This window comes from Paenibacillus rhizovicinus, from assembly GCF_010365285.1.
GTDB lineage: Bacteria > Bacillota > Bacilli > Paenibacillales > Paenibacillaceae > Paenibacillus_Z > Paenibacillus_Z rhizovicinus.
This window is the reverse complement of sequence record NZ_CP048286.1, coordinates 2,612,143-2,635,152: the sequence shown is the minus strand read 5'-3', so window position 1 is coordinate 2,635,152 and position 23,010 is coordinate 2,612,143. Positions and strand designations below refer to the sequence as shown.

Annotated in this window: 18 protein-coding genes; 14 read left to right on the top strand and 4 right to left on the bottom strand. The window is 53.7% G+C overall.

Annotation, left to right across the window (positions count from 1 at the left end; genetic code table 11):
- Positions 1-97: 97 nt before the first annotated feature.
- A complete protein-coding gene (locus tag GZH47_RS11835; protein ID WP_162640272.1) occupies positions 98-2,290 on the top strand; it encodes an McrB family protein in 2,193 nt (730 codons plus the stop codon).
- A complete protein-coding gene (locus tag GZH47_RS11830) occupies positions 2,262-4,679 on the top strand; it encodes a restriction endonuclease-like protein (protein ID WP_162640271.1) in 2,418 nt (805 codons plus the stop codon). The genes GZH47_RS11835 and GZH47_RS11830 overlap by 29 nt, the downstream gene beginning before the upstream one ends.
- Positions 4,680-4,782: 103 nt before the next feature.
- Here the strand turns inward: GZH47_RS11830 and GZH47_RS11825 are convergent, their stop codons facing one another.
- Entirely contained in the window at positions 4,783-5,727 is a 945-nt protein-coding gene (locus GZH47_RS11825; protein ID WP_162640270.1) for a GIY-YIG nuclease family protein, read from the bottom strand.
- A 152-nt stretch (positions 5,728-5,879) separates the two neighbouring features.
- On the opposite strand from GZH47_RS11825, the gene GZH47_RS11820 reads away from it, so the two are divergent.
- The gene (locus GZH47_RS11820) at positions 5,880-6,617 is read left to right on the top strand and encodes a restriction endonuclease (RefSeq protein ID WP_162640269.1); all 738 of its coding nucleotides are present in this window, start codon (positions 5,880-5,882) and stop codon (positions 6,615-6,617) included.
- A gap of 75 nt (positions 6,618-6,692) precedes the next feature.
- Here the strand turns inward: GZH47_RS11820 and GZH47_RS11815 are convergent, their stop codons facing one another.
- Positions 6,693-6,920, bottom strand: coding sequence for a helix-turn-helix domain-containing protein (locus GZH47_RS11815; protein ID WP_162640268.1), 228 nt, complete (start codon positions 6,918-6,920; stop codon positions 6,693-6,695).
- Between the two features lie 158 nt (positions 6,921-7,078).
- Here GZH47_RS11815 and GZH47_RS11810 point away from each other — a divergent pair, with 158 nt between their 5' ends.
- Positions 7,079-7,414 carry a LytTR family transcriptional regulator DNA-binding domain-containing protein gene (locus GZH47_RS11810; RefSeq protein WP_162640267.1) on the top strand — a complete coding sequence of 112 codons (336 nt, stop codon included), beginning with the start codon at positions 7,079-7,081 and terminating at the stop codon, positions 7,412-7,414.
- A gap of 62 nt (positions 7,415-7,476) precedes the next feature.
- Here GZH47_RS11810 and GZH47_RS11805 read toward each other — a convergent pair whose 3' ends face one another.
- The gene (locus GZH47_RS11805) at positions 7,477-7,704 is read right to left on the bottom strand and encodes a helix-turn-helix domain-containing protein (RefSeq protein ID WP_162640266.1); all 228 of its coding nucleotides are present in this window, start codon (positions 7,702-7,704) and stop codon (positions 7,477-7,479) included.
- Positions 7,705-8,095: 391 nt separating this feature from the next.
- Between GZH47_RS11805 and GZH47_RS11800 the strand changes: the two genes are divergently transcribed.
- The 6 genes from GZH47_RS11800 (at position 8,096) to GZH47_RS11775 (ending at position 17,431) form a co-directional block, all read left to right on the top strand.
- The gene (locus tag GZH47_RS11800; protein ID WP_162640265.1) at positions 8,096-8,596 is read left to right on the top strand and encodes an RNA polymerase sigma factor; all 501 of its coding nucleotides are present in this window, start codon (positions 8,096-8,098) and stop codon (positions 8,594-8,596) included.
- Positions 8,574-9,443 carry a DUF5666 domain-containing protein gene (locus tag GZH47_RS11795; RefSeq protein WP_162640264.1) on the top strand — a complete coding sequence of 290 codons (870 nt, stop codon included), beginning with the start codon at positions 8,574-8,576 and terminating at the stop codon, positions 9,441-9,443. Before GZH47_RS11800 ends, GZH47_RS11795 begins: the two co-directional genes overlap by 23 nt.
- Positions 9,444-9,819: 376 nt before the next feature.
- A complete protein-coding gene (locus GZH47_RS11790; RefSeq protein ID WP_162640263.1) occupies positions 9,820-12,891 on the top strand; it encodes a DUF5107 domain-containing protein in 3,072 nt (1,023 codons plus the stop codon).
- A 438-nt stretch (positions 12,892-13,329) separates the two neighbouring features.
- Positions 13,330-15,162: a cache domain-containing sensor histidine kinase gene (locus GZH47_RS11785; protein WP_162640262.1), complete on the top strand. Its 1,833-nt coding sequence runs from the start codon at positions 13,330-13,332 to the stop codon at positions 15,160-15,162.
- Positions 15,159-16,787 carry a response regulator gene (locus GZH47_RS11780; protein WP_162640261.1) on the top strand — a complete coding sequence of 543 codons (1,629 nt, stop codon included), beginning with the start codon at positions 15,159-15,161 and terminating at the stop codon, positions 16,785-16,787. The genes GZH47_RS11785 and GZH47_RS11780 overlap by 4 nt, the downstream gene beginning before the upstream one ends.
- A 146-nt stretch (positions 16,788-16,933) precedes the next feature.
- Positions 16,934-17,431 (top strand): hypothetical protein, encoded by a 498-nt coding sequence (locus GZH47_RS11775; protein ID WP_162640260.1) that lies wholly within the window; start codon positions 16,934-16,936, stop codon positions 17,429-17,431.
- 1,002 nt (positions 17,432-18,433) lie between these two features.
- Here GZH47_RS11775 and GZH47_RS11770 read toward each other — a convergent pair.
- Positions 18,434-18,685 (bottom strand): hypothetical protein, encoded by a 252-nt coding sequence (locus tag GZH47_RS11770; RefSeq protein ID WP_162640259.1) that lies wholly within the window; start codon positions 18,683-18,685, stop codon positions 18,434-18,436.
- A gap of 173 nt (positions 18,686-18,858) precedes the next feature.
- Here GZH47_RS11770 and GZH47_RS11765 point away from each other — a divergent pair, with 173 nt between their 5' ends.
- The 4 genes from GZH47_RS11765 to GZH47_RS11750 all read left to right on the top strand — a co-directional run bounded on the left by GZH47_RS11765 (position 18,859) and on the right by GZH47_RS11750 (position 23,007).
- Entirely contained in the window at positions 18,859-19,821 is a 963-nt protein-coding gene (locus tag GZH47_RS11765) for an ABC transporter permease (RefSeq protein WP_225446456.1), read from the top strand.
- A gap of 21 nt (positions 19,822-19,842) precedes the next feature.
- Positions 19,843-20,730: a carbohydrate ABC transporter permease gene (locus tag GZH47_RS11760; protein WP_162640258.1), complete on the top strand. Its 888-nt coding sequence runs from the start codon at positions 19,843-19,845 to the stop codon at positions 20,728-20,730.
- A gap of 111 nt (positions 20,731-20,841) precedes the next feature.
- Positions 20,842-22,467 (top strand): extracellular solute-binding protein, encoded by a 1,626-nt coding sequence (locus tag GZH47_RS11755; RefSeq protein ID WP_162640257.1) that lies wholly within the window; start codon positions 20,842-20,844, stop codon positions 22,465-22,467.
- 18 nt (positions 22,468-22,485) lie between these two features.
- Positions 22,486-23,007 carry a hypothetical protein gene (locus tag GZH47_RS11750; protein ID WP_162640256.1) on the top strand — a complete coding sequence of 174 codons (522 nt, stop codon included), beginning with the start codon at positions 22,486-22,488 and terminating at the stop codon, positions 23,005-23,007.
- Positions 23,008-23,010 lie beyond the last annotated feature (3 nt).

The following is a 23,010-nucleotide window of genomic DNA, read 5'->3' as shown; positions in this document are numbered from 1 at the left end:
AGGAGAAATTCCCTCTTCCCTACCATCAAGATTAGAATGGATGGTAGGGATAGCGGACATTTTGGCAAGCATATTTCCCAATATGGAGCGAAATATTATGACATTACCCGTCGAACTGGCTACGATCTTCCGTAATAAGCAAAAATCGTACAAGATGGTACTCATTCAATCCATTATTGAAGAGTACAGGCAAAGTAAACTGCAATTCTTACCGCTGAGCGCTGTGGCTGAGCGGTTTTTGGCGTATTACCGGCGCCGGAGCGAGGAGGAGCAGGTTGTTGATGCTCCGCCAGCCAATGTCGCGGACAGCTGGGCTGCCTTCACGTTAACGCAGACCAAGGCGTTGCTGCGAACGCCAATTGATGCCTTGTCGGCTATCCTTGAAGCTAACGGGGATACGATTACGTTCAAAAGCCATATCTGGTCGATGATAGACGATGCCATGCTACAGGAATTGACGGAGTATGCTGAGGCGCAACTGGACGATTATCATCACCAACTCGCGATCCAAGAGAACTTTTCTCTTCAGGGAGCCTTGGATCATATCTTGGAGAACTACCTAACCTTCAAAACGCAGCCATTCGCGAATCATCCTGTCGGCTCGCTAGTCAGGAATCGTATCCCGGAGTACCTCCGATCATTGGATTTTATCGATTCCGAATATAAGGTCCAAGGTTCAATCGGACAAGGGAACTGGGTCGGTGTTCCTTGGATTGCGATCTTGGATAAGCGTATTAACGCCACGCTTCAAAGTGGGGAGTACATCGTTTATTTATTCGCGGATGATATGAGCGCGGTGTACTTAACCCTGGCTCAAGGAGTCACGGAATCGATTGATCGCTTGAAACGGCGAGGCGCGCATGAATATCTCAGGGAGAAGGCACAGGAAATCAGAAAGATGCTGCCTCTAGAGGATTTAGAGCTGGATGCGCTAGCCCCCGGCATTGGTAGCGATTATCAAGCCTCGCTGATTGCATCCGTTCGATACGAGCGAGGTCATATCCCGAGCGACGAACAACTCTTGGCAGATCTCGAGAATGTTGTGAATAATTATAAACGCTATTCCGTTATTGTGAGGCATCAGAGCCCGCTGCATGAAACGGTCGAGGTGGAACCCGTGGACTACTTATCCGTTCCAGAACGAATCGAAGCAGTCAAAACCTTCATCCGCAGCAAAGGGTTTCACTTCCCTCCGGGCCTTATCGAGAATTTTTACCTCTCGCTGAAGACCAAGCCGTTCGCCATCCTGGCTGGTGTATCCGGAACGGGCAAAACGAAGCTCGTCAAACTCTTCGCCGAAGCGCTTGGCGCGACGAGCGCGAACGGTCAGTTCTCGCTCATTCCGGTGCGGCCGGACTGGAGCGATCCTTCGGATCTGCTCGGCTACAAGGATCTGACGGGGGCATTTCGTCCCGGCAAATTAGCCGAAGTGTTAGCGGTAGCGGCGGAGGAGCGTAACCGGCACAAGCCGTATTTTATCTGCTTGGATGAGATGAATCTGGCACGGGTGGAGCACTATTTCAGCGATCTGCTCAGTGTCATTGAGACACAGGAATGGCGCGGGGATCGGATTATCACTGTGCCTTTGATCGAGGCGAATAGTCTCGCTCCGGATGACCAGCCTCTATATGGCGGATTGGCGTTACCGGATAATGTGTACTTGATCGGCACGGTGAACATGGACGAAACGACGCATCCCTTCAGCAAAAAGGTCCTCGACCGCGCGAATACGATCGAGTTCAACTATATCAATCTCGAGCAATTCCCGGAGACGGCGGAGTCGCAAGATGAACCCGACGCGGGACGTGCGACAAATGCATTCCTGCGGAGCGAGTTCCTCCAGCTGATCGATGCCTACGCCGAGCACGAGGAGCTTACGAAGAAGGTTACCTCGCAACTCGTCCGCGTGAACGGTATCCTTGAACAGGTGCATGCGCATGTCGGCTTCCGCATCCGCGATGCAGTCTGCTTCTATATGATTTACAATCAGCAGTTTGGGCTGATGAGCGAGGACGAAGCGTTCGACCTTCAATTGCTGCAAAAGATTTTGCCGCGCGTGCAAGGGAGCTCTTCTTCTGTGAAACGGGTCCTGCTCCAGCTGATGCAGGTAGCGCTTGGCCGAAATCTGCCGCTGCAAGACTATCTCGATGATGCAAGCGAGCTGTATTTGAAATGGAGCTCTTGGTCGACGTCCGAAGAAACGGCCAAGTATCCGTTCAGCGCGCGCAAGCTTGCTTTCATGCTGCGGAGGTTGGAGGAAGATGGATTCACATCCTACTGGCTCTCCTAACGCGAGCGTAGAGCTACTTCGTATCGAGACGAATCGGTTCAATGTGTTTATTCAGGGCAAGCCGTATCATCCGACGGTGGATACGTTGCGTCTTCACCGTACGGCTGATCATCAATTGATGCCCGCGCAGCTCCAGATCTCGGCTCCGGGTGCCGGAGTTCAGATCGAACGAATGCTACTCTTTCATCCGGAGACGCGGCAGCTTGTGCCTTGGCAAACGGGCGATTCCGTGTATCCGTTCTTTTACGAAACGCAGGCATACGAGCTCGTCGTCGAGAAGAAAGAGGAGCTTCCGCTCACCTTCTACCACGAGAACGTGCATGTGCGGCAAGCGGTGAAGCCACTAGGCAGCCGGATTCTATCCGGTGTCCTTAACTTCCAGAACGAGGTTGGCTTGACGGACCTGGAACTTCGACTGAATGGACAGACGGTTCTTCAGTTGCAGCTGGAGATTTTTCCGGTGAAGTTGGATTACAAGCAGGACTACCAGATGATTTTGAACGATGTGAACCAGCAGATCTATAATCTCTCGTTCGATTTTCTGCGTAAGACGTACAATCTGACGGGCCTCCGGGAGACTAAGCATCAGAGCTTGACGGAGTTCTTCTCGATTCTGCAGCATGTATTCGGCCAACTGGTACAAGCCGTGGAACGGATTCAAAGCTCGCCGCATGCCAAGCATCAGGTAGAGAACCGAATCGTGGAAGCGGGAAAGGTGAAGAAGCCGGGTAAATCCAACATAGCGTTTCTGGCGAAAAGACCGCATCTGCTCGTGCGAGATGATCAACGCGGTGTCATTGCACTGAAGGGTGAGCGGTATCTGCCGAGCCACGCGATAGAGACGAAGCGGCATGTCGACTTCGATACGAACGAGAATCGGTTCGTACGGTGGGTGCTGCTGCGGATTGCGAAGAAACTAAAGGACTTGAAAGTGCGATTAACGGACAAGGGACGCCTTCAAGATCCGCTCCTGGCCCGGAAGCTAGAGGAGATGGGCAAGCAGCTTGGCAGGCTGTTGGCGCTGGATTTTCTGCAGGTGCGCGATATGCGGCAGTTATCGGTGACGCTTGTTCTCCAGATGGCGCCGGGCTACCGGGAAGTGTATCGCAACTACCTCATGTTAATGAAGGGGCTGTCCATTCAAGGGGATTTGTTCCGCCTATCGATGAAGGATCTAGCGCAGCTCTATGAATATTGGTGCTTCTTGAAAATTCATGATCTGCTTAGCCGAAAGTACGAGCTCGTCAAGCAGGATATCATCAAGGTCAACCGGACAGGCGTGTTCGTGACACTGGATAAGACACAGAAGGCGAAGATGGTGTACCGGAATCCGACGAACGGCGAGGAATTCACGCTCTATTACAACACACTGCCGAGTGGGGAGAAGTCGCCGACGGTCTCGCAGCGACCGGACAATGTCCTGACGCTGAAGAAGAACGATTCAACTTCGGTATACAACTATATCTTCGATGCCAAGTACCGACTGAACCCGGCGTATGAAGATACGCCTTACCGTACCATGTACGGGACGCCGGGACCGGAGGAGTCGGATATCAATACGATGCACCGTTATCGGGATGCGATTGTTTATGCCGATAAGGTCGAGCAAGAGCTGGAGCGAAGCATGTTCGGGGCGTATGTGCTTTTTCCATATCATGACGAGGAGCAGTTCAAAGATCATAAGTTCTATAAGAGCATCGAGCTTGTGAACGTGGGAGCTTTTCCGTTCCTGCCGAATGCAACGACGCTGATGGAGGCGTTCTTGGACGAGATTGTCCAGGATAGTCCGGAGAAGGCTTACGAGCGTTCGATGCGACCGCGGGGAACGAAGACGTACTATAAGGACAAGCTTGCCGGGCAGAACATGCTTGTCGGTTCTTTGCGTCAAGTCGAGCAGCTTGATGCGGCCCTTCGGCATGGCTTCTACCATGTGCCGTTGGAGAATTTTACGAATCATACGGTGCTTTCGGAGCTGGAATACGTGGCACTTTACCAGTCGATCGGGAAGTTTCAGTCGCAAGGCCTGGAATCGGGCGTGCACTGGTATGGTCGGATCCGGGATTGGAAGGTCGTGAGACGACAAGAGATCGAAGAGATCCCTCCTCGACGAGGGACCGAAGAGAAGCTCTATGTGAAGTTTACGGTCGAGCAATGGACGAAGCGTCCAGCGCCGATTCGGCCTGGAGGTCGGGGAATTCATAAGCTGCTGTGTACGTCGAAGTATGTGTTCGACCGGGCAGTTGAGATCGCCGAGCTCAAGCTCCGTACGGAAGAGGAGCTTGAAGCTTGGCGGGAGAAGCGGCGTACGGGATCGATCCGCGTTATGCTTGATCATGAACAGGTGGATTTGGCGAGTCGGGTAACGGCGATTGAGGGGAAGGGCGAATGAAGAACTGTAGCAGATACGCTTAAGAAGCTAGAAAAGACACCTTCCGAGGTGTCTTTTTGGGCTTGAGACATGATGCCAAGGCAATTTTTTATGAGGTATCTAACTAAACGCTCTTACGCTTAATTTCATCGAGGGTCCGACCATCTCTGTCTTTCCAATCTGTCCATCCATTCGAAGGTCTGCCTAATATAACACCACTTGCAGCGCTAGGTGATTTAAAAACATAATCGGATTGAAGAATATAAACGGCATCTTTTTTTACAACCAAACCATCGAGAATTAATTTATTTCTTAATTCTAGATATGTTTTCATGCTAGGCGCTGTTTCCGCAGCCATTTGTGAATTCTTAAACACGACGAACCCTTCATCGGTAAATTCTCCACTGGCCTCGATACCCTTGCCCCGGCAATAAAAAATGCTCTCTTTGGATACAGAACGGTTTCCTGACGCATCGCGAATTTCCTCGAAAATATTATAGCCAAGCGTAGCCAAAAGGATCTTTAAGGTATCAAACATGTCCATTAGGTCTGCTATAACATGCTCAGGAATATACGACTTGGTCGGTATCGTTTGTTGCATTTTATAGCGACCTATCACCTTGCATTGTTCAAAGCAAAACCACTCCAGGTATTTGATATGAGCCTTCGTGAACGTATTATTGCTTGTTGTTATTACGACGGCTGTTTCCCAGAAATCCTTTTCCTTGTGATGCTGTTTAAGACGTGTGTAGCAATCCTCTGCTTCCCCAATATAAACAGATGGTTTGGCATCATCATCTGATTGTCCGAACAAAAAATAAACACCCACGCCTTTGGTTTCTTCGCGTTGCCCTGCTTCAATTAACCTATTCCTCGGTATCAATACTGCTTTTACGATTCGACTTGTTATCTCGGCTATTTTTATCCCTCTTGGAGATCCGAGAACGATCCGGAAGAGGATTGAGATTCCGGTAAATGCAAAAGGAAGCTTGGCGATTCTCAAGCGAGAATGGCTAAGCTTCCATTTTGATTTCAACAAGATCAATGATTTCTCGAATAATTGGCTCATGCGGCATGTCTTATATTGGTTAAGCGAGAGAGTTTACTTAATGAAATTCCTCTTTGTTTGGGTTAAGAAGCAGAAATATCCGTTCGACCAGGTAATGTTTACCTTATTTAGTACCGATATATCTTATTATTATCATCAGAGGGGCGATATTCATGGCAAAGAGACGAAGACGGAAGAAAAAAGAAGATCCTGTGGCGGCGCTAATCATGCTGGTGATGGTGGGCGCGTTTTTTTCAACTTTCTCATCTACCCAATCTTTCGCGGCGGCTGGACTTGCTGCAGGACTGGTTTTCGCTGCCGGTGTAGGCATTATTATCTTCATCGGAATGCTTAAATCCGAACGACTAAAACGATCTGGCATAGCTGAGGTCGATAAGATGGATGGCCGTAAGTTTGAGCATTACCTGGGTCACATGTTTCGTGCCCAGGGATACCACACAGAAGTCACGCAGGCCGCAGGTGATTACGGTGTAGATCTTCTCCTTACTAAGCAAGGGAGGAAGATTGCCGTACAGGCTAAACGCTACACGGGAAATGTGGGGCTCGAGGCCGTGCAGCAGGTACAGGCTGGAAAAGCCCATTACGGAGCATCAGAAGCATGGGTAATTACGAACAGCAACTACACCGATCAGGCATATACACTTGCTAAGTCGAATGGAGTTCGATTAATTGCTCGCAATGAGCTCATTGAAATGATGCTTAAGATGAATACGCCGCAGAAGCAGACGTCGCCACAGCAAGAGGCTACTACAAAATCCTCAGCGCCTTTGCAGAAGAAAGATGATTTATGTGTTGATTGTGGCAGTATCATGATTAAAAGGAAGAGCAGCAAGGGCATGGTCACTGTATGCTCGAACTACCCGATCTGTAAGAATATCCGGGCGATTTGAAGAAACCGAAGTAGCCATCCGCACGAACCAGTCATGAATAAATAAAGAAGCTTAGCGACTCTCCAGTGAGAATCGCTAAGCTTCTTCATTTATCTCTACAAGATCAATGATTTCTCGAATATCACTTATTTCCAAAGCCTCGGCTATCCGCTCGATGTGCTGAAAGTTAATATTCTGACGTTTAGCATTAGATAATTCGCTTAATGCGGCATGTCTGATATCCGTTAAGCGAGACAGTTCTCTTAACGATATTCGTCTTTGTTTTATGATCTCATGTATTTTTACGATTATTTTTTTTGTCATAGGGACACCTTCAATTAAGGATTGACTATACGCGAAAGCCTACCATATAATATTTTTCGTAGTGGTACGTGATAGCGTATGTAAATTACTAGCAATATCCATATACATGTGGAATTAAACTTGATCTTTTGAGATGTGAAGGAGCCTGTATGCATATTATGGTGAAAGACAATAAGGGAGCAGTTCAGCTGCTTGATGTCTCTAGAGACGTCATTTATATACAAACAAGCTCTGACGGAACGCTTGTCTTCCATACGGAGCATGAAGAATATCGTCTACTGAATAAGGTAGAGGAATGGAGCAGAATGCTGCGAGGGTTGGGCTACTTACGGGTGGATCGCGGAACGATCGTCAACATGAATCAGGCTTGGCAATATGATGATAAACTTAAAGTGCTGAAGATTCAATCGAATAAGCGTGATGGGTGGCTTGCTGTATCAGAGAAGGCTCGAGAGGGCGTGATCCGATTAGTTGAACGCAAGGTGGAGAAATAGAGCAACCGCGCGAACCAGTCATGAATGAAAGAAGAAGCTTAGCGACTCTCCAGTGAGAGACGCTAAGCTTCTTTATTAATGTCTACAAGATCAATGATTTCTCGAATATCGCTTATTTCTAAAACCTTAGCTATCCGCTCGATGTACTGAAAGTTAATATTCTGACGTTTGGCATTAACTAATTCGCTTAATGCGGCGTGTCTGATATCCGTTAAGCGAGAAAGTTCACGTAACGATATTCCTCTTTGTTGTATGATTTCAGGTATTTTCACGATTAATTGCTTGGCCATAGGAACACCTTCAATTAAGAGTTAATTATACGTGAAAGCGTACCATGTAATTTTTTTCAAAGTGGTACTTGAATGCGTATCAAATCTATTAGCAATGCCCATAATTCGTGGAGTTGAATGGATGTTGACATGCGGAGCATGCGGATAAGGCGAAGAGCAAGAAAGGCTGAGTCGGCGGCAAGGAGATGGGATCCATACATGGGGATTTCCATGGTCATCGCTTATGATGGCTTATGGAAAATCCTTTTTGTGTTGTTCAAGGAATCATCCAATATAGATGTCCTATTCGAACCGGTTTATTTCCCCCAAATTTCCCCATCCTAATAAAATTCACCCGCAATGAAAAATTCCGGCCCCCTCGATTGTATTACAAGTGAAAGGAGGTGCTGAGGTGTACAATTCATCAGAGCTCAATGAATCTGTACGGAAGGCCTTGGAACTGTATTCGCAAAGCTTGATCAAGATCGCTTTTGCCTATTTGAAGAATACGGCGGATGCCGAAGAAGTCGCGCAGGACGTGTTCCTCACGTATTTGCAGAAGCATCCGGTGTTCGACAGTGGCGAGCATGAGAAGGCGTGGCTGATTCGAACGACGATCAATAAAAGCAAAAACATGCTGAAAACAGGGTGGTTCAGAAGCCGGAATCCGGTTCCCGAGGACCTAAGCTACCTCCCGAAGGAAGAAAGCGACGTGCTGCAGGCCGTACTGGCTCTGGATAAGAAGTACCGCATTCCGATTCATTTGCACTATTACGAAGGCTATTCGATCCAGGAAATCGCAGCCATCCTGCAGGCGAAGCCCGCGACGGTCGGCACATGGCTGGCGAGGGGACGCTTGATCTTGAAAGAAAAGATTGGAGGTCAGGGGGATGAAGAAATCGTCGTTATATAAATCCGCGATGACCCGCTTGAAGACAAGCGAGGATTTCAACGAAGTCACTTATCAGAAGCTGATGTCCGAGATCGAGAAGGCAGCAACGCCATCCAATATAAGCAACCAAAAGGAGAGAATGAATATGCAAAAAACAGTGAAAAGAACATTGACAGGTTGGACAGTCGGAATTGCAGCATGCGCGGTATTGGTGGTCGGGGGATTCGCGTTGACCCAGAATTCGTCGCCGTCGACGCCTGCTCCGTCCCAGTCGACGAACGTGGGAACGAAGCCGCCGATCATGGGCAAAGTAGCGGTCAACATCGACGGTGTCATCTCCGAGGTAAGCGCGGACGGCGCAAGCTTCAAGGTCGGCGATCTGTGGGTGACGGTAACGGATCAGACGAAACTCGGCAGCACGGAGCCAACGGCAGCGAAGCCTTCCGACGAGCTGCTCAATAAAGACTTCAAGGTCGGCGACATCGTATCGGGCTACACGTCCCAAGACGTCAGCACCGGCAAGGTGAACGCGGACGTTATCTACAACCTGATCGCCCCGCAGAATGACGCGGCGAACGCGAACGCGACAAAACCGGCGACGACGGGCAAAATGGCTGCCAACATCGACGGCCAGATCACGGAAGTGAGCGCGGACGGTAAGAGCTTCAAAGTCGGCGACCTGTGGGTGACGGTCACGTCCGACACCATCATGGGCATTAGCGGCCCGACGGCTGCCGCACCGTCCGATGACTTGCTGCAAAAGGAATTCAAGGTCGGCAATTTCGTATCCGGCTTCACGACGGATGATATCGGCACGGGCAAAGTGACGGCGACGCGCATTTACAACAACATGGCTCCGCAGCAATAAACGATTTCTGATCCGATTAGCAGCGGAAGCGGGATCAGCACGAAGCAAGATTTTAAAAATAATCGGGGCGATGGCGCTCGGGATCCATGAATCCCGGGCGTCTTTGTGTTTGCGATGCGAAAGCCGAAGCGGCGTAACTGTATGGAGTTCGCGCTTGCGAGGCGATCGCTTCAATCAGCACGCTCCGCATCCGCCCAAACCAGTCATCATACTCGCATGCAAAGTCATCAGCGTCCACTATCCGGGGGCAGACGCGCCTTCTATACTTGGGGAAGAATCGCTGCCGAAATCCGCCGGAATGCCGGCGAGAGCCAGCCGACATGTCGGCGAGAACAAGGCGGCAACTTACCTATTCGTAGCGGGAGGGTCAAACGGGATGGAGCTGGATCACAAGAGCGAAGCAGGCGGGGCAGGACCGACAGGCGAGAGGCGCACGAGCTGCGGCACGGAGTCGATCATGATTCCGACGTACGCGGTCGGAGCGCCGAGTTTAAATCCGATTATCGGCGAATACCGGCAGGAGAAGCCATACCCCTATAAGATGCAGGACGAGATCGCCGAAACCAAAGTCGACAAGACGTACGAGGCGCTGGTGGCGGAGAACGAATATTTGAAGCTGACGGTGCTGCCCGAGCTCGGGGGCAGGCTGTATTCCGCGTTCGATAAGCGCAACGGCAGAGAACTGTTTCACCGCAACAACGTCATCAAGCCGCAGCTCATTGGCCTGACCGGCGCTTGGATCGCCGGCGGGGTCGAGTTCAACTTCCCGATCGGGCATCGGCCGACCAGTCTCGAGACGGTGGAAGCGCATGTCCGCAGCCATGACGACGGCTCCGCTTCGATCTACGTCGGGGAGACCGACAAGATCAGCGGCCTGCGTTTCTCCGTCGAGCTGAAATTGCTGCCGGGCAAAGCCTATCTGGAGCAAATTACGCGCATCTACAATCCGACTCCGGTGCCGCAGCGATTTTTTCACTGGAATACGGCTTCGTATCCGGACACAGCTTCGCTGGTATGCCGCTATCCGACCCGCTGGATCATTGACGAGCAGAACCGCATCCGCAAGCCATGGCCTTATGATGGCCACGTCGATGTGCGAATGGCCCGTAATATCGAGAAGTTCTCGTCGATCTTCACGGCGATGAACGAGGAGGATTATTTTGGCGTCTACGATACGGATACGGAGGCAGGCAACGTTCATGTCGGGGATCACCGGGAGGTGCCCGGCAGCAAGTTCTGGTCCTGGGGCAATCACGAGCACGGGAGGAACTGGAATCTGCTGCTGACCGACGATGACGGGCCGTACATGGAGCAGCAGGCCGGCAACACGGAGACGCAATATTTGTACCATTACCTGCAGCCGCATCAGAAGCATCAATGGTCGGAATATTGGTTCCAGGCGATCGAGACGGGACCGCTTACGTACGCGAATAAGCATGTGGTGCTCACGACGGTCTTTCAGCCTGAAGCCGAGGGCGGGATTACGCTGCAGCTGTCGATGCTGGCAAACGAACGCTTGCAAGGCGCGACCGTTACGCTGCTGCACGATGAGGCGGCGGTGTTCGCGGCAACCGGCGATTGGTCGCCGGAGCGGACGGAGAAGTGGAACGCGAGGATCGCTTCCTCTTGCTTGGCCGAAGGCAAGCTGAGGCTTACGGTTCGGGATCGCGCGGGCGCGCTGCTGGTCGATCACCTGATTCGTCATGTCGAGGATGTAGTCACGCAAGACGAAGAAGAGGTCCACGCGCAGGACCAAGACGAACTGACGACGCGGCTGGTCCGCCTGTACAAAGCCGAAGAACGCCATCGCTATCGGGAAACGCTGGAGCTGCTGGATGACCTGCTCGCTACGCATCCCGAGTATCTGGAAGCGCATCTGCGCAAAACGGTCGTCCAGCTCAAAATGCTCGATTACGCCGCGGCCGAAGCGACGATCGAAGCCGCCGCCGGCCTGATTCCGTTCTCCGATGAGCTGCATTACTATACCGGGCTCGTCCGGTACATGAACGGCAAAGACAAGAAGGCGAAGAGCGCCCTGCTGTATGTGAACGACATCTCGGCCTTCGCGCCATCAGCCAATCTGCTGCTCGGCAAGATCGCGCTGAGGGATAAGGAATGGAGCCGTGCGGAACGCTATTTTGCAAAGGCGGACCTTGCGTCCGGCGTCGAAGGCGCGGACGTGCTGCGCGCCTATGCCTTGCGGCAGCGCGGCGACCGGGCGCAGGCGGAGATGCTGCTGACGGAGATATTGGCGAGCGATCCGCTTCAATTGTACGCCGCGGCGGAACTCGATCAGCTGACGGGCGGCGACCGATGCAAGTCGATCGCCAGAGACGACGTGCATAACGCGCTGCTCCTTGCCGAATGGTACGCGGAGCTCTCGGACGAGGCCGGCCAGCGTTTCGCTCTTGGGATTATGGCGGATTCGGAAGCCGCCGCCTCTGTCGCCGCCGTCGCCACCGCCACCGCCACCGCCACCGCCGCAACCTCCGCCGCCGCTGCGAAGGAGCCGCTGCTCCTCTACCACGCCGGGTACCTGGAATCCCAGAAAGGCAACGCGGCGTTGGCATCCAGCTTATATGAACAAGCCGAAACCTGCTCCTCGGACGGCGTGTTCCCGATTCTGCCGCTCACGCTGCTGGCGCTGGAAGACGCAGTTCGCTTGCTGGGCGAACGTGCGCCGCGGGCGCTCTACATGAGCGGGCTGATCTACAATGCCAAAGAAAGGCACGCGGAAGCGGGCCGCGCTTGGGCGCGCTGCGTCGAATTAGGCTTCGATTATTCGGTCCTGTATCGCAACTACGGCTTCCTGCTCATGGAAGCGGGCAAGGATGACGAGGCGATCGAAATATTGGAACAGGGGCTTGAATTGCTTCCCGTGAATCAGGACATCGCGATCTACCTGGCGCGGCTGTACCAACGGGGCGGACGCAGCGACAAGCGGCTGAAGCTCTTGCAGGTGCTCCAAGCCCCAGGCCAAAGACCGCAGTCCGCCGTGCGGCTCTCTATTGAGATTTATAACGAGTTCGGCCGCTACCACGAAGCCATTGCGCTGTTGACCGAGTTCAAGTTTAGCAACTGGGAGAATCCGTTCAAGGGTATGCCGGACCTGCGGTCGCTGTACCACGAGGCTTTCAATGGCCGAGCGGCGCAGGCGATGCGGGAGAAGAAGTGGGACGAAGCGATCCGCGACCTGGAGAGCTCGCTCCGCTACCCAAGCAACTTGAGGCTCGGCGTGGAGGCGGGACAGACGTTTGCCCGCGAGCATTATTTGCTCGCGCTCTGCTACGAGAAGAAAGGAGACTTCACGCGTACGCTGACACATTGCAGGAACGTGGCGCAGTTGAGGCTGGCCCCGGATCATCTGCATTATGCGGAGTACGTGAAAGCGGTGCAGAAGATGACGGAGCTGGAGTGGCTGGGCTTCGGGAATGATGATGCGAAGTAAACTTACAAGGCACGCTTAGAATTGCAGGCGTTGGAATAGCTCGGTCTTGGCAATTAGCCATGTGGAGTAAGCCGACGAGCGATGGGTAATGGGTTAGGCTGGCGAAGAAAGGCGGGGTTGCGCAGATGCGCAATCGCCGCCTCTTTGTTTTATTTGAATGAAAGAATAGCCAAGAACAAAGCGGAGCGAGCGGTCGATTGTGGAGGCGCCAGCGATCGGAACAACGATCCGCACGCGCAGCGGCGTTCTCTAGCGGTTTAATTGTTCATTTTACCCAAGCTCAACGCCCAACTTGTGAACAAGTTGTAAAACGCAGGAAGGAGAAGACAGCCCCGCGGCGAAGTAATGGTAATCTCATAGGCACCTCGCAGCTCGCGGAAGAGACGTCGATTAAGAAGTCGCAATAATCAGACCATTCAGGAGAGAAGGCTGCACGGTATGAGCGTCGTAACACGAGATCGGGCCCCATTCAGAAGGTCGACGCAGAAGAGATTGACCTTCTTCTTCATTTTGCCGATCGTTCCGTTGATCTTCATCAGTCTCTACGCGATATCGCAATCCGAGAATATCGTCGTCAGGCAAGCGGGAGAGAACAACAGGGCGGCGATCTCGGCCGCGCTCGGTTTCATCGATCAATTCACTGATACCGCGCAGCGCCTCAGCCTGCAAATCTCCAATGACAGCACGCTCAATGCCATGCTCGACGTGCAAGGCAGCGAGGCGACGATGATTTACGAGGCGAGTCAGATCCTTAACAGGCTGGCGACGTACAAACTGGCGAACGATATGATTCAGGACATCTGGATTCTGGATACGAATTTGGGCATGATCATCTCCCGGCAGCATGGGGGCAAACGAATCGACTATGCCCATAGGAATTGGTATTCCCAGGCCATTGCGGGCATGGGAAGCTCGGTGCTGTACATTCCGCATGCCACGAAGGAGATTTCGCCAGGCGTGCCCGATCCCGTGGACAACGTGGATCTCGTGACGTTTACTCGGGAAATGGGCTTCAACACGTCCAATCCGAGCAGCCATGTCGTCGGCATTACGGTGTCGCGCCAGACATTGACCCAGTTCGCGCTGAATCTATTGAATACGAAACATTCGCAGTTTCAAATTCTGGATGCGGACAATCGGGTGATCGCTTCTTACGCCGATGCGAGCGTCTCGGACGAAGCCGCCCGGGGATTGAACAGCAAATACGGTTTCATCAAGCTGAAGAAGCATATGTTGGACAGCCGGGTGGTATCGCAGGTTTCGGGATGGTCGATTGAGCTCGCGCAGCCGGAGAGCGTATTGAACCAGGGGACGCGTCAGCTGCAGGCGTTCATTATCGCGATCAGCGTCCTTAGCATTTTCCTCGCTCTGATCGTTTCGTGGATCGTCTATGTCGGCATTTCGGCTCCCTTGGCGAAGCTGCTCGGAGGCATTCAGCAAATCCGCCGAGGTGTCTGGGATGTTAATCTGAAGAGCAAGCGCAGGGACGAATTCGGCATGATCACGGACACCTTCAACCAGATGGCGATGCAGCAAAAGCAGTACTTGCAGGATATTTACACGCAGCAGGTGCAGAAGACGAGGACGGAATTGAAGTTTTTGCAATCCCAGATCGACCCGCATTTCCTATACAACACCCTCGATTCGATCTATGCCAGCGCCGTCCAATACGGAGCCGATGAAACCAGCGAGATGGTATTGAACTTGTCGCGGTTCTTCCGGCTCAGCCTGAGCAAAGGCAGAGATACGTTCACGGTCAAGGAAACGTTCGAGCATCTCTCCTACTACATCCGGATTCAGGAAATGCGCTTCCTCGACCATTTTGAATGGGAATATCAGATCGACGAAGCCAGCGAGCCGGTCCCGATTCTGAAGCTGCTCCTTCAACCGCTGGTGGAAAATGCAATTATCCACGGTCTCGAGAAAGCGCCGCCCGGCGGGCGCCTGACGATCGCGGCTGCCAATGAGAACGGGATCCTATCGCTTCGCGTACGGGATACGGGCAACGGCATTCCGGAGGATCGGCTGAGAAAAATCCAGTCCGAGCTCGTCCGCAATCGCGTCGACTCGTTTAATCTCGAGCGTGCAAAGCCGAATGACTTCTACGGCTTAACGAATGTCTGCTCCCGCTTGCGGCTGTATTACGGCAATCGGGCGGAGATGACAATCGCAAGCATCGCGGGGCAATGGACGGAGACGACGATTCGCATTCCGGTCGAAGCCTGCTACGGGGCGCCGCCGATCGAACGAACAGGGGGAGAGAACCTATGAATCTGCTGCTTGTGGAAGACGAGATCCGCCAGTTGAACAATGTCGCGACCTGCATCCCTTGGGAAGAGCACGATATCGAAATCGTCGGCATGGCCCGGAGCGGGAAAGAGGCGCTTGCGATGGTCGCGCTTCGCAAACCGGATATCGTCCTGCTCGACCTGCAGCTGCCGGATATGAACGGTCTGGAAATCATTCGAAGCTTGCGCGCGTCCGGGGAGTCGGTGTCTTTCGTGATCTTAAGCGGTCATAATGACTTCTCTTATGCACGGGATGCGCTGGAGCTGGGTGCCGATCAATATTTGCTCAAGCCCGCAGGCAATGCGGAGATATTGGCCGTCGTCAGCAAACTCGCCGAGCGTCTGAGGGCCGAACGCGAGACGGAACACGACAACCAGCGGCTCAAACGAATGTGGGAGACGAGCTTGCCTGCCTTACAGGCCTTGTTCCTGCGCGATCTCGTCCGAGGCAAATACGCGGCTGACGATTCGCTGCAGCATGCGGAGGAGTATTTTCCAGGGCGGCCGCCGCTGCAGGCAGAGGATGAATACGTGGTCGTAATCATGGAGATGGACCCGCTGCCCGCATCGGAAATCCGCTACTCCCAGAAGGATACGCCGCTGCTTCGGCTCGCTTTGCAGAATCTGGCCGCAGACACGCTGTGGGCCTCGAACTGCCTGCTGTTTCCGGATGACGAGGCTAAAGTGGTCGCCATGTTCGGCTGCCGGGAAGAGGAGTCCGGCGAAGCGCTCGTCTTGCGCGTCAACGTGACGATAGCAAGGCTGCTCGCGCGCGTGCAGGACAGTTTGAAGATGACGGCCAGCGCCGGCATCGGCTCCAAAGTCGTCCTGAAGGAGATCGAGATTTCCTTCAGGCAGGCGAATCGCGCCCTGCACGAACGCGTCGTATTCGGCTATAACGTCGTCATTCCGTATCATCCGCAGCCGATCGGCGCCGGCATCCCGGCTCCCGACCGCGCTTTCGAGCGGAAGCTGCAAGGGGCGATGGAGAGCGGGGACGATAACGCGGCTTGCGAGCATGTCGAACAGTGGTTTCGGGAGACGTGCAGCGTTGTTCCCAGTCTCGACGCGCTGCAAGAACATGTGCTGTTCCTGCACAGCTTCATCGTTCGGATGATCCATGCGCAAGGATGGTCGGTCGCGGAGGTCGCGAAACACGATTACGAATCCTTCCTGCGTCCGCCCGAGCTGGTCTCCAAGGAGCAGACCCTGCAATGGATGCTCCGCGCCGTCGAAGCTTATATGACGTACGGCAGCGAGCAGCGCAATTTGCATACCAATCGCCTCATCGTCGCGGTCATGGAGCTCGCCAAAGGGAAGATGGACATGGAGATGACGCTGCATGACATCGCGGACCAGTTATATATGAACCCGTCCTACTTAAGCAGGCTGTTCAAGCGCGAGACGGGACTGACGTTCACGGCCTATTATCAGGATTTGAAAATGCAGCGGGCCCGGGAGCTGATGGTCGGAGGGGCCAAAGTGTACGAAGCGGCGAGACAGGTCGGCTTCAAGGATATCGGCTATTTCACGAGGCTGTTCCGCAAGTTCTGGGGCGTGACGCCCGGAGAAGCGTCCGGCAGCGTGATCCATTACAGCAGCGAGTAAGCATGCGTCGATGATGGCATTGATCTTCAGCCGCCGTGGCGGAAGGTCGGCGTGTACGCGTTATTGGAATGAGCGAAGAACCTAGAGCGAGGAGCCAAGAGAGAAGGACCAAGAACGAAGGGTCAAAAGCGAAGGGTCAAAAGCGAATGGCCAAGAGCGAAGAGCCGAGAGCCAAGAGCCAAGAGCCAAGAGCCAAGAGCCAAGAGCCAAGAGCCAAGAGCCGAGAGCCGAGAGCCGAGAGCCAAGAGCCAAGAGCCAAGAGCCAAGAGCCAAGAGCCAAGAGCCAAGAGCCAAGAGCCAAGAGCCAAGAGCCAAGAGCCAAGAGCCAAGAGCCAAGAGCCAAGAGCCAAGAGCCAAGAGCCAAGAGCCAAGAACCAAGAGCCAAGAGCCAAGAACGAAGAGCCAAGAGCCGAGAACCGAGAGCCAAGAGCCAAGAGCCAAGAGCCAAGAGCCAAGAGCACCAAGAGCCAAGAGCCAAGAGCCAAGAGCCAAGAGCCAAGAGCCAAGAGCCGAGAGCCAAGAGCCAAGAGCCAAGAGCACCAAGAGCCGAGAGCCAAGAGCCAAGAGCCAAGAGCGAAGAGCCAAGAGCCAAGAGCCAAGAGCCAAGAGCCAAGAGCACCAAGAGCCAAGAGCCAAGAACCTAGAGTGAAGGGTCAAGAGCTAAGAAAGGGTGAGCTAACGAATCCTAGCAACCTTATTCGAGCCAAAAGCAGCGGATTGAGAATGTAACGAACCTCGGAAGCGTTATTTTGGATAAATGCTCCTGATACCGTCGATTTGACTTGTTTTCCGTGAAATAACGCTCATAGGATTCTTTAGATTCGTGAGGATGCCATTTTCTCGCATATAAGCAGTGTAGAGTTCGTTAACCGCTAGCCCGGAGTCGGAGGGGCGGAGCCAAGCGCCAAGCACCAAGAACCAAGAACCAAGAACCAAGAACCAAGAACCAAGAACCAAGAACCAAGAACCAAGAACCAAGAACCAAGAACCAAGAACCAAGAACCAAGAACCAAGAACCAAGAACCAAGAACCAAGAACCAAGAACCAAGAACCAAGAACCAAGAACCAAGAACCAAGAACCAAGAACCAAGAACCAAGAACCTCGACCGGAGCTAGCGTAACGAATCCTAGCAACCTTATTCGAGCCAAAAGCAGCGGATTGAGATTGTAACGAACCTCGGAAGCGTTATTTTGGATAAATGCTCCTGATACCGTCGATTTGACTTGTTTTCCGTGAAATAACGCTCATAGGATTCTTTAGATTCGTGAGGATGCCATTTTCTCGCATATAAGCAGTGTAGAGTTCGTTAACCGCTAGCCCGGAGTCGGAGAGGGAGGGGCGGTGGGTCGGAGAGGCGGAGGTCGGAGGGGCCGAGCCAAGCGCCCAGCGCCAAGAGCCGGGGTCAGAGGGGGCGGAGGGTCGGAGGGGCCGAGCCAAGCGCCGGGGTCAGAGGGTCGGAGGGGCCGAGCCCAGCGCCAAGAACCGGGGGCAAAGGGTCGGAGGGGTGGAGCCAAACGCCAAGCGCCAAGCACCAAGCACCCAGCACCCAGCACCAGTCAGCCAGTCGTGGCTGGCTTTTTTGCTTACATGCATTTTACTTGATGCCGGACTTGCCCTCGCACTTGAATGTACGTCCACTGTATTTTCACGATCCCTCGAACTTCACTCCGCTGTGATGTTCAAGCGTTCCGAACTTCACTCCGCTCCGATGTTCAAGCGCCTCGAACTTCACTCCGCTCCGCTGTTCAAGCGTTCCGAACTTCACTCCGCTCCGCTGTTCAAGCGCCTCGAACTTCACTCCGCTCCGCTGTTCAAGCGCCTCGAACTTCACTCCGCTCCGCTGTTCAAGCGTTCCGAACTTCACTCCGCTCCGATGTTCAAGCGTTCCGAACTTCACTCCGCTCCGATGTTCAACTTACGCTCCGAACTTCACTACACCCGCGACAGAAGTAATCATAGTCAAGCAGTAAAGTCATCTCGCTCCCGTATTCCCGTTTCATTCCGGCCAGTATACTCGAATTAACAATAACGCTCACCATATCTTCACATTCGGGAGAGGAGGAGAAAATATTGTCTTCTGTTATCGAGGAAACGGTTAGCCGCAGCGTCCCCGTGAGCTTGAAGCGGCCGTCGAAGTCCCTGCTGTCGAGAATGTGGCATATGCGTTTCATCTACTTGCTGCTGCTGCCGGGCATTGCGTATTTCGTCATTTACAAGTACGTCCCGATGGTCGGCATCATGATCGCCTTTCAGGACTACAGCGCGTTCACGGGCATCTGGCACAGCGATTGGGTCGGGTTCGCCCATTTCAAGGAAATCTTCGACGATCCGGACATCGTGCAAATTCTGTTCAACACGCTGTACTTAAGCTTGCTCCAGCTGTTATTCGCCTTCCCGGTCGGCATTGCGCTCGCGCTTATGCTGAACGAACTGCGGAACCACGCGTACAAACGAACGATCCAATCGATCGTCTACCTGCCTCACTTCGTCTCCTGGATCGTCGTCATCGGACTGGTGAATACCTTCCTGAGCGAGAAGGGGATCGTCAATTCCATGCTCGGGCTGCTCCATCTGCCGCAATCGAATTTGCTGACGAGCCCGGGCTGGTTCATGCCCCTGCTGCTGCTCGAAGGCATCTGGAAGGAAACCGGATGGGGGACGATCATTTTCCTCGCCGCTTTGTCCGGCATCAACAACGAACTCTACGAAGCGGGCGTCGTGGACGGAGCAAGCCGGATGCGGCTCATGTGGCATGTTACGCTGCCCGCGCTGCGCGGCACGATTGCCCTGCTGCTGATCCTTCAACTCGGACATGTGCTGGATACGGGAATCGAACAGATCATGCTGATGATCAACGCACTGACGAAGGACGTCGGCACGACGCTCGATTACTACGTGTATGTCAAAGGGATCCTGAACGCCGATTTCAGCTTCTCGGCAGCGTTCGGCCTGTTCAAAAGCTTGATCGGCCTCATCCTCATCCTCGGCGCGAACAAGCTGACCAAGAAATTCGGAGAAGAAGGCGCCTTCTAAAACGGCAAAGGGGGAAGGGAGATGCATTTTCGAACGCGCGGGGAGCTCGTAGTCGATCGGCTCAACGTTGCCTTGCTGTTTGTCATCGCCGCACTCATGATATTCCCGTTCTTTTACATGCTTGTCGTGTCATTCACTTCCTACCGCGAGTACATGAATACGGACCTGCTGCTATGGCCGAAGACATGGGTGCTCGATTCGTACCGGTACATCTTCAGCTCGAAACAGTTCATGCAATCGATCGGCAATACGGTGTGGATTACGGTGATCGGCACTGTGATCGATCTTGCGATGACCTCGACCATGGCATACGGGCTGTCCAGACAAGTGCCGGGCCGCAAATATATCAATTTCATGGTCCTCCTGACCTTCCTCTTCAGCGGAGGGATGATCCCAACGTACCTGGTCGTGAAAGCGACCGGCCTGATCGACACCAGCTGGGCGCTCATCCTGCCCGGCGCGATCAGCGCATTCAATTTGCTCATCATGCGGCAGTTCTTCATGGGCATTCCGAACGAACTGACCGAAGCGGCGATCATTGACGGCGCCAGCGAGATGAAGGTGTATACGCACATCATCCTTCCGTTGTCCAAGCCGGTACTGGCGGCGTTCGGCCTCTTCTGCGCCGTTGGCCATTGGAATACGTTCTTCGATGCCATCTTGTATTTGAACAACCCGGACAAGTGGACGATTCAGGTCATTTTGCGGCAAATTGTCGTGCTCAGCGATACGGCCTCTTCCCTGAAGCCGACCTTGATGGCCCAGCAAGTACGCGACCAGCATCTGCCTCCGCCCGAAACGATCGGCATGGCGGCGATTCTCGTGGCGACCGTTCCGATCCTGTTCGTCTATCCCTTCTTGCAAAAGCATTTCGCCAAAGGGGTGATGCTCGGCGCCGTCAAAGGGTAGCTTCGGGCTTGCCAGCCTAAGCCTGCCTTCCTAAAGTTACCGTCAACCCGTATCGACACCATCGAACTTCGTTACCCGGTTACGAGATTACGCGATAAGGTGGGGATTGGATTGAACAAGAACTGGATTAGAGTGCAGGCTGCCGCATGCGTGGCCTTCGTCATGCTGTTCTCGGCTGCCTGCTCTTCGAAGAACAACGATAACGGCGGCGCGAGCAGTACGGACGGTTCGACGAACGTCAGCGCTAAGACGGCTGACACCGCCGCGGATCCGCTGGCCAAGAAGCTCAAGATTACCGCGTTCGAAGGCTTGTGGGGCAAGGTGCTGCCAAGCGACAGTCCCGGCGTGAAAGCGATCGACGAGAAATTCAACATCGATTACAAACCGGAATTCGTGCCGATGGATCAGGCCCAGCAGAAAATCGCCGTATTGATGGCTTCCGGTTCGCAGCCGGATATCCTCGGTCTCGAGGGCGTAGATTCCAATTTCATCAAATGGGCGAAGCAAGGCGCATTCCTGCCGCTTAATGATTACATCGACAAATATCCCCAACTGCAGCAAATCCCGAAATCCATCTGGGACTCCGTATCCGTCGACGGCAAGATTTACGGCATTCCGCAATATTTTCATGTCAAATATATGAACTCCGCGGTCATTCGCAAAGACTGGCTCGATAAACTCGGCCTGCCGATGCCGAGCAATTACGACGAGCTGCTCCAAGTGTCCAAAGCGTTCACGGAGAAAGATCCGGACGGCAACGGCAAGGCGGATACGTACGGATTCTCGACGAGCAAAGGGATTGACTGGAACAACCGGATGGGCGTGTATTACGATATCGGCGCCTGGTACCACAAGAACGAACAGGGCCAGCTCATCCCGGGCATCATTTCCGACGATGCGAATCTGGACCGCCTGAAGTTCATGCAGGATGCATACGCCGCAGGCACGGTTCCCAAGGACTGGCCGGTCATGGAATATACCGACGCGCGGCAGGTTTTCTGGAGCGGCAAAGCCGGCATCTACTATGAAGGCATTCCGGGCACCGGCAGCATGTGGAATCTGCTCAGCGAGAACGCCCCTGATGCCGAAGTCGTCCCGATTCCGCCGTTCAAAGCGCCGGACGGCTCGCAAGGCCAGCCGGGGATGTCCGGGTATTACACGATGAAGACGCTCTCCTCCAAGCTGGCGAACGATCCGGACAAGATCGATCGTATTCTCACCATGGTGAATCAATTCATGACATTCACGCCGTTCGACCAGCGCAATCCGCAGAACGAGAATTACGATTGGAAGCAGGGCGGCGTGGACAAAGGCTACACGTACGCCAACGGCGTGGCGGATCTCAGCGGCGACAACGATGCGAAGGTGGCGGCGCGTCCGAGCACGTTCTTCACGGTTCAGGAATGGGCGCCTTCCGACGAAGCGCTCGAGCTGGACAAAGGGTTGAAGAATCCGAAGGAGGCGGCCTATGCCAAGGCGGTCATCGAGGAGTGGAACAAGCCGAACTACGTCTACATCGATCCGTTCAGCAGCATCCATTCGGACGTCTTCAACGAGAAGATGGGCGCCTTGTACGACAAGGTCATGGACGGGGAGACGAAAATCATCCTCGGCCAGGAGCCGCTCTCGTATTTCGATACGATTAAAGCCGACTTCCTGAAGAACGGCGGGCAAGCGATTATCGACGACGTCAACAAGCAGATCGAGGCGGTCGGCGCGACGGGCACTTGGAAATAACGCGTGGAACGGGATGCGATGACTGAAGTTCCGCAAGGAGGGCGCGGCGGCAATCGCCGCGCTCTCGATTACGATACAAAGGGTGACGATGGCATGTCTACTTACCTGGAACTGGATATCGACAGCGTAGTCCGCATCGGTCTGATGTACCTGGACGGCGATCGGTTCGAAGAAGTGCTGCTGGACCGGCACGGCCATACCGACTATGATTTTGCGCGTTTCACGGACGTGAAGAACGACTTGACCCGCTTGGAGAACATTAATCCGAAGCTTAATCTGTGCGCCGTGCTCTGGCAGCTTCATCCTGCCAATCGGCAGGTTGCCATTCCGGTCGTCGCGGGCAAATCGCTGCCGCTGGAAGAATGGACGCGGACGGCGGCGAGCCCGGAGATGCTGAGCGTGATGGAGAGCGGCCGGCCGCAAGTCAAGAAGCGGAACGCAAGCCGTATCTCCCGCTACTATCCGGTGCGTAACAGCGACGACGAAATTGTCGGCATTCTTGAATTGCTGCAAGGCATGGAACAAATCGAGGATCTGTAAGGA

Excerpts from the sequence above, each read along its gene's own strand:
- GZH47_RS11780 (WP_162640261.1), top strand. The coding sequence starts at position 15,159 with ATGAATCTGCTGCTTGTGGAAGACGAGATCCGCCAGTTGAACAATGTC.
- GZH47_RS11795 (WP_162640264.1), top strand. The coding sequence starts at position 8,574 with ATGAAGAAATCGTCGTTATATAAATCCGCGATGACCCGCTTGAAGACA.
- GZH47_RS11760 (WP_162640258.1), top strand. The coding sequence starts at position 19,843 with ATGCATTTTCGAACGCGCGGGGAGCTCGTAGTCGATCGGCTCAACGTT.
- GZH47_RS11815 (WP_162640268.1), bottom strand. The coding sequence starts at position 6,920 with ATGACAAAAAAAATAATCGTAAAAATACATGAGATCATAAAACAAAGA.
- GZH47_RS11785 (WP_162640262.1), top strand. The coding sequence starts at position 13,330 with ATGAGCGTCGTAACACGAGATCGGGCCCCATTCAGAAGGTCGACGCAG.
- GZH47_RS11825 (WP_162640270.1), bottom strand. The coding sequence starts at position 5,727 with ATGAGCCAATTATTCGAGAAATCATTGATCTTGTTGAAATCAAAATGG.
- GZH47_RS11830 (WP_162640271.1), top strand. The coding sequence starts at position 2,262 with ATGGATTCACATCCTACTGGCTCTCCTAACGCGAGCGTAGAGCTACTT.
- GZH47_RS11835 (WP_162640272.1), top strand. The coding sequence starts at position 98 with ATGACATTACCCGTCGAACTGGCTACGATCTTCCGTAATAAGCAAAAA.
- GZH47_RS11805 (WP_162640266.1), bottom strand. The coding sequence starts at position 7,704 with ATGGCCAAGCAATTAATCGTGAAAATACCTGAAATCATACAACAAAGA.
- GZH47_RS11775 (WP_162640260.1), top strand. The coding sequence starts at position 16,934 with ATGGCCAAGAGCGAAGAGCCGAGAGCCAAGAGCCAAGAGCCAAGAGCC.
- GZH47_RS11810 (WP_162640267.1), top strand. The coding sequence starts at position 7,079 with ATGGTGAAAGACAATAAGGGAGCAGTTCAGCTGCTTGATGTCTCTAGA.
- GZH47_RS11750 (WP_162640256.1), top strand. The coding sequence starts at position 22,486 with ATGACTGAAGTTCCGCAAGGAGGGCGCGGCGGCAATCGCCGCGCTCTC.
- GZH47_RS11820 (WP_162640269.1), top strand. The coding sequence starts at position 5,880 with ATGGCAAAGAGACGAAGACGGAAGAAAAAAGAAGATCCTGTGGCGGCG.
- GZH47_RS11790 (WP_162640263.1), top strand. The coding sequence starts at position 9,820 with ATGGAGCTGGATCACAAGAGCGAAGCAGGCGGGGCAGGACCGACAGGC.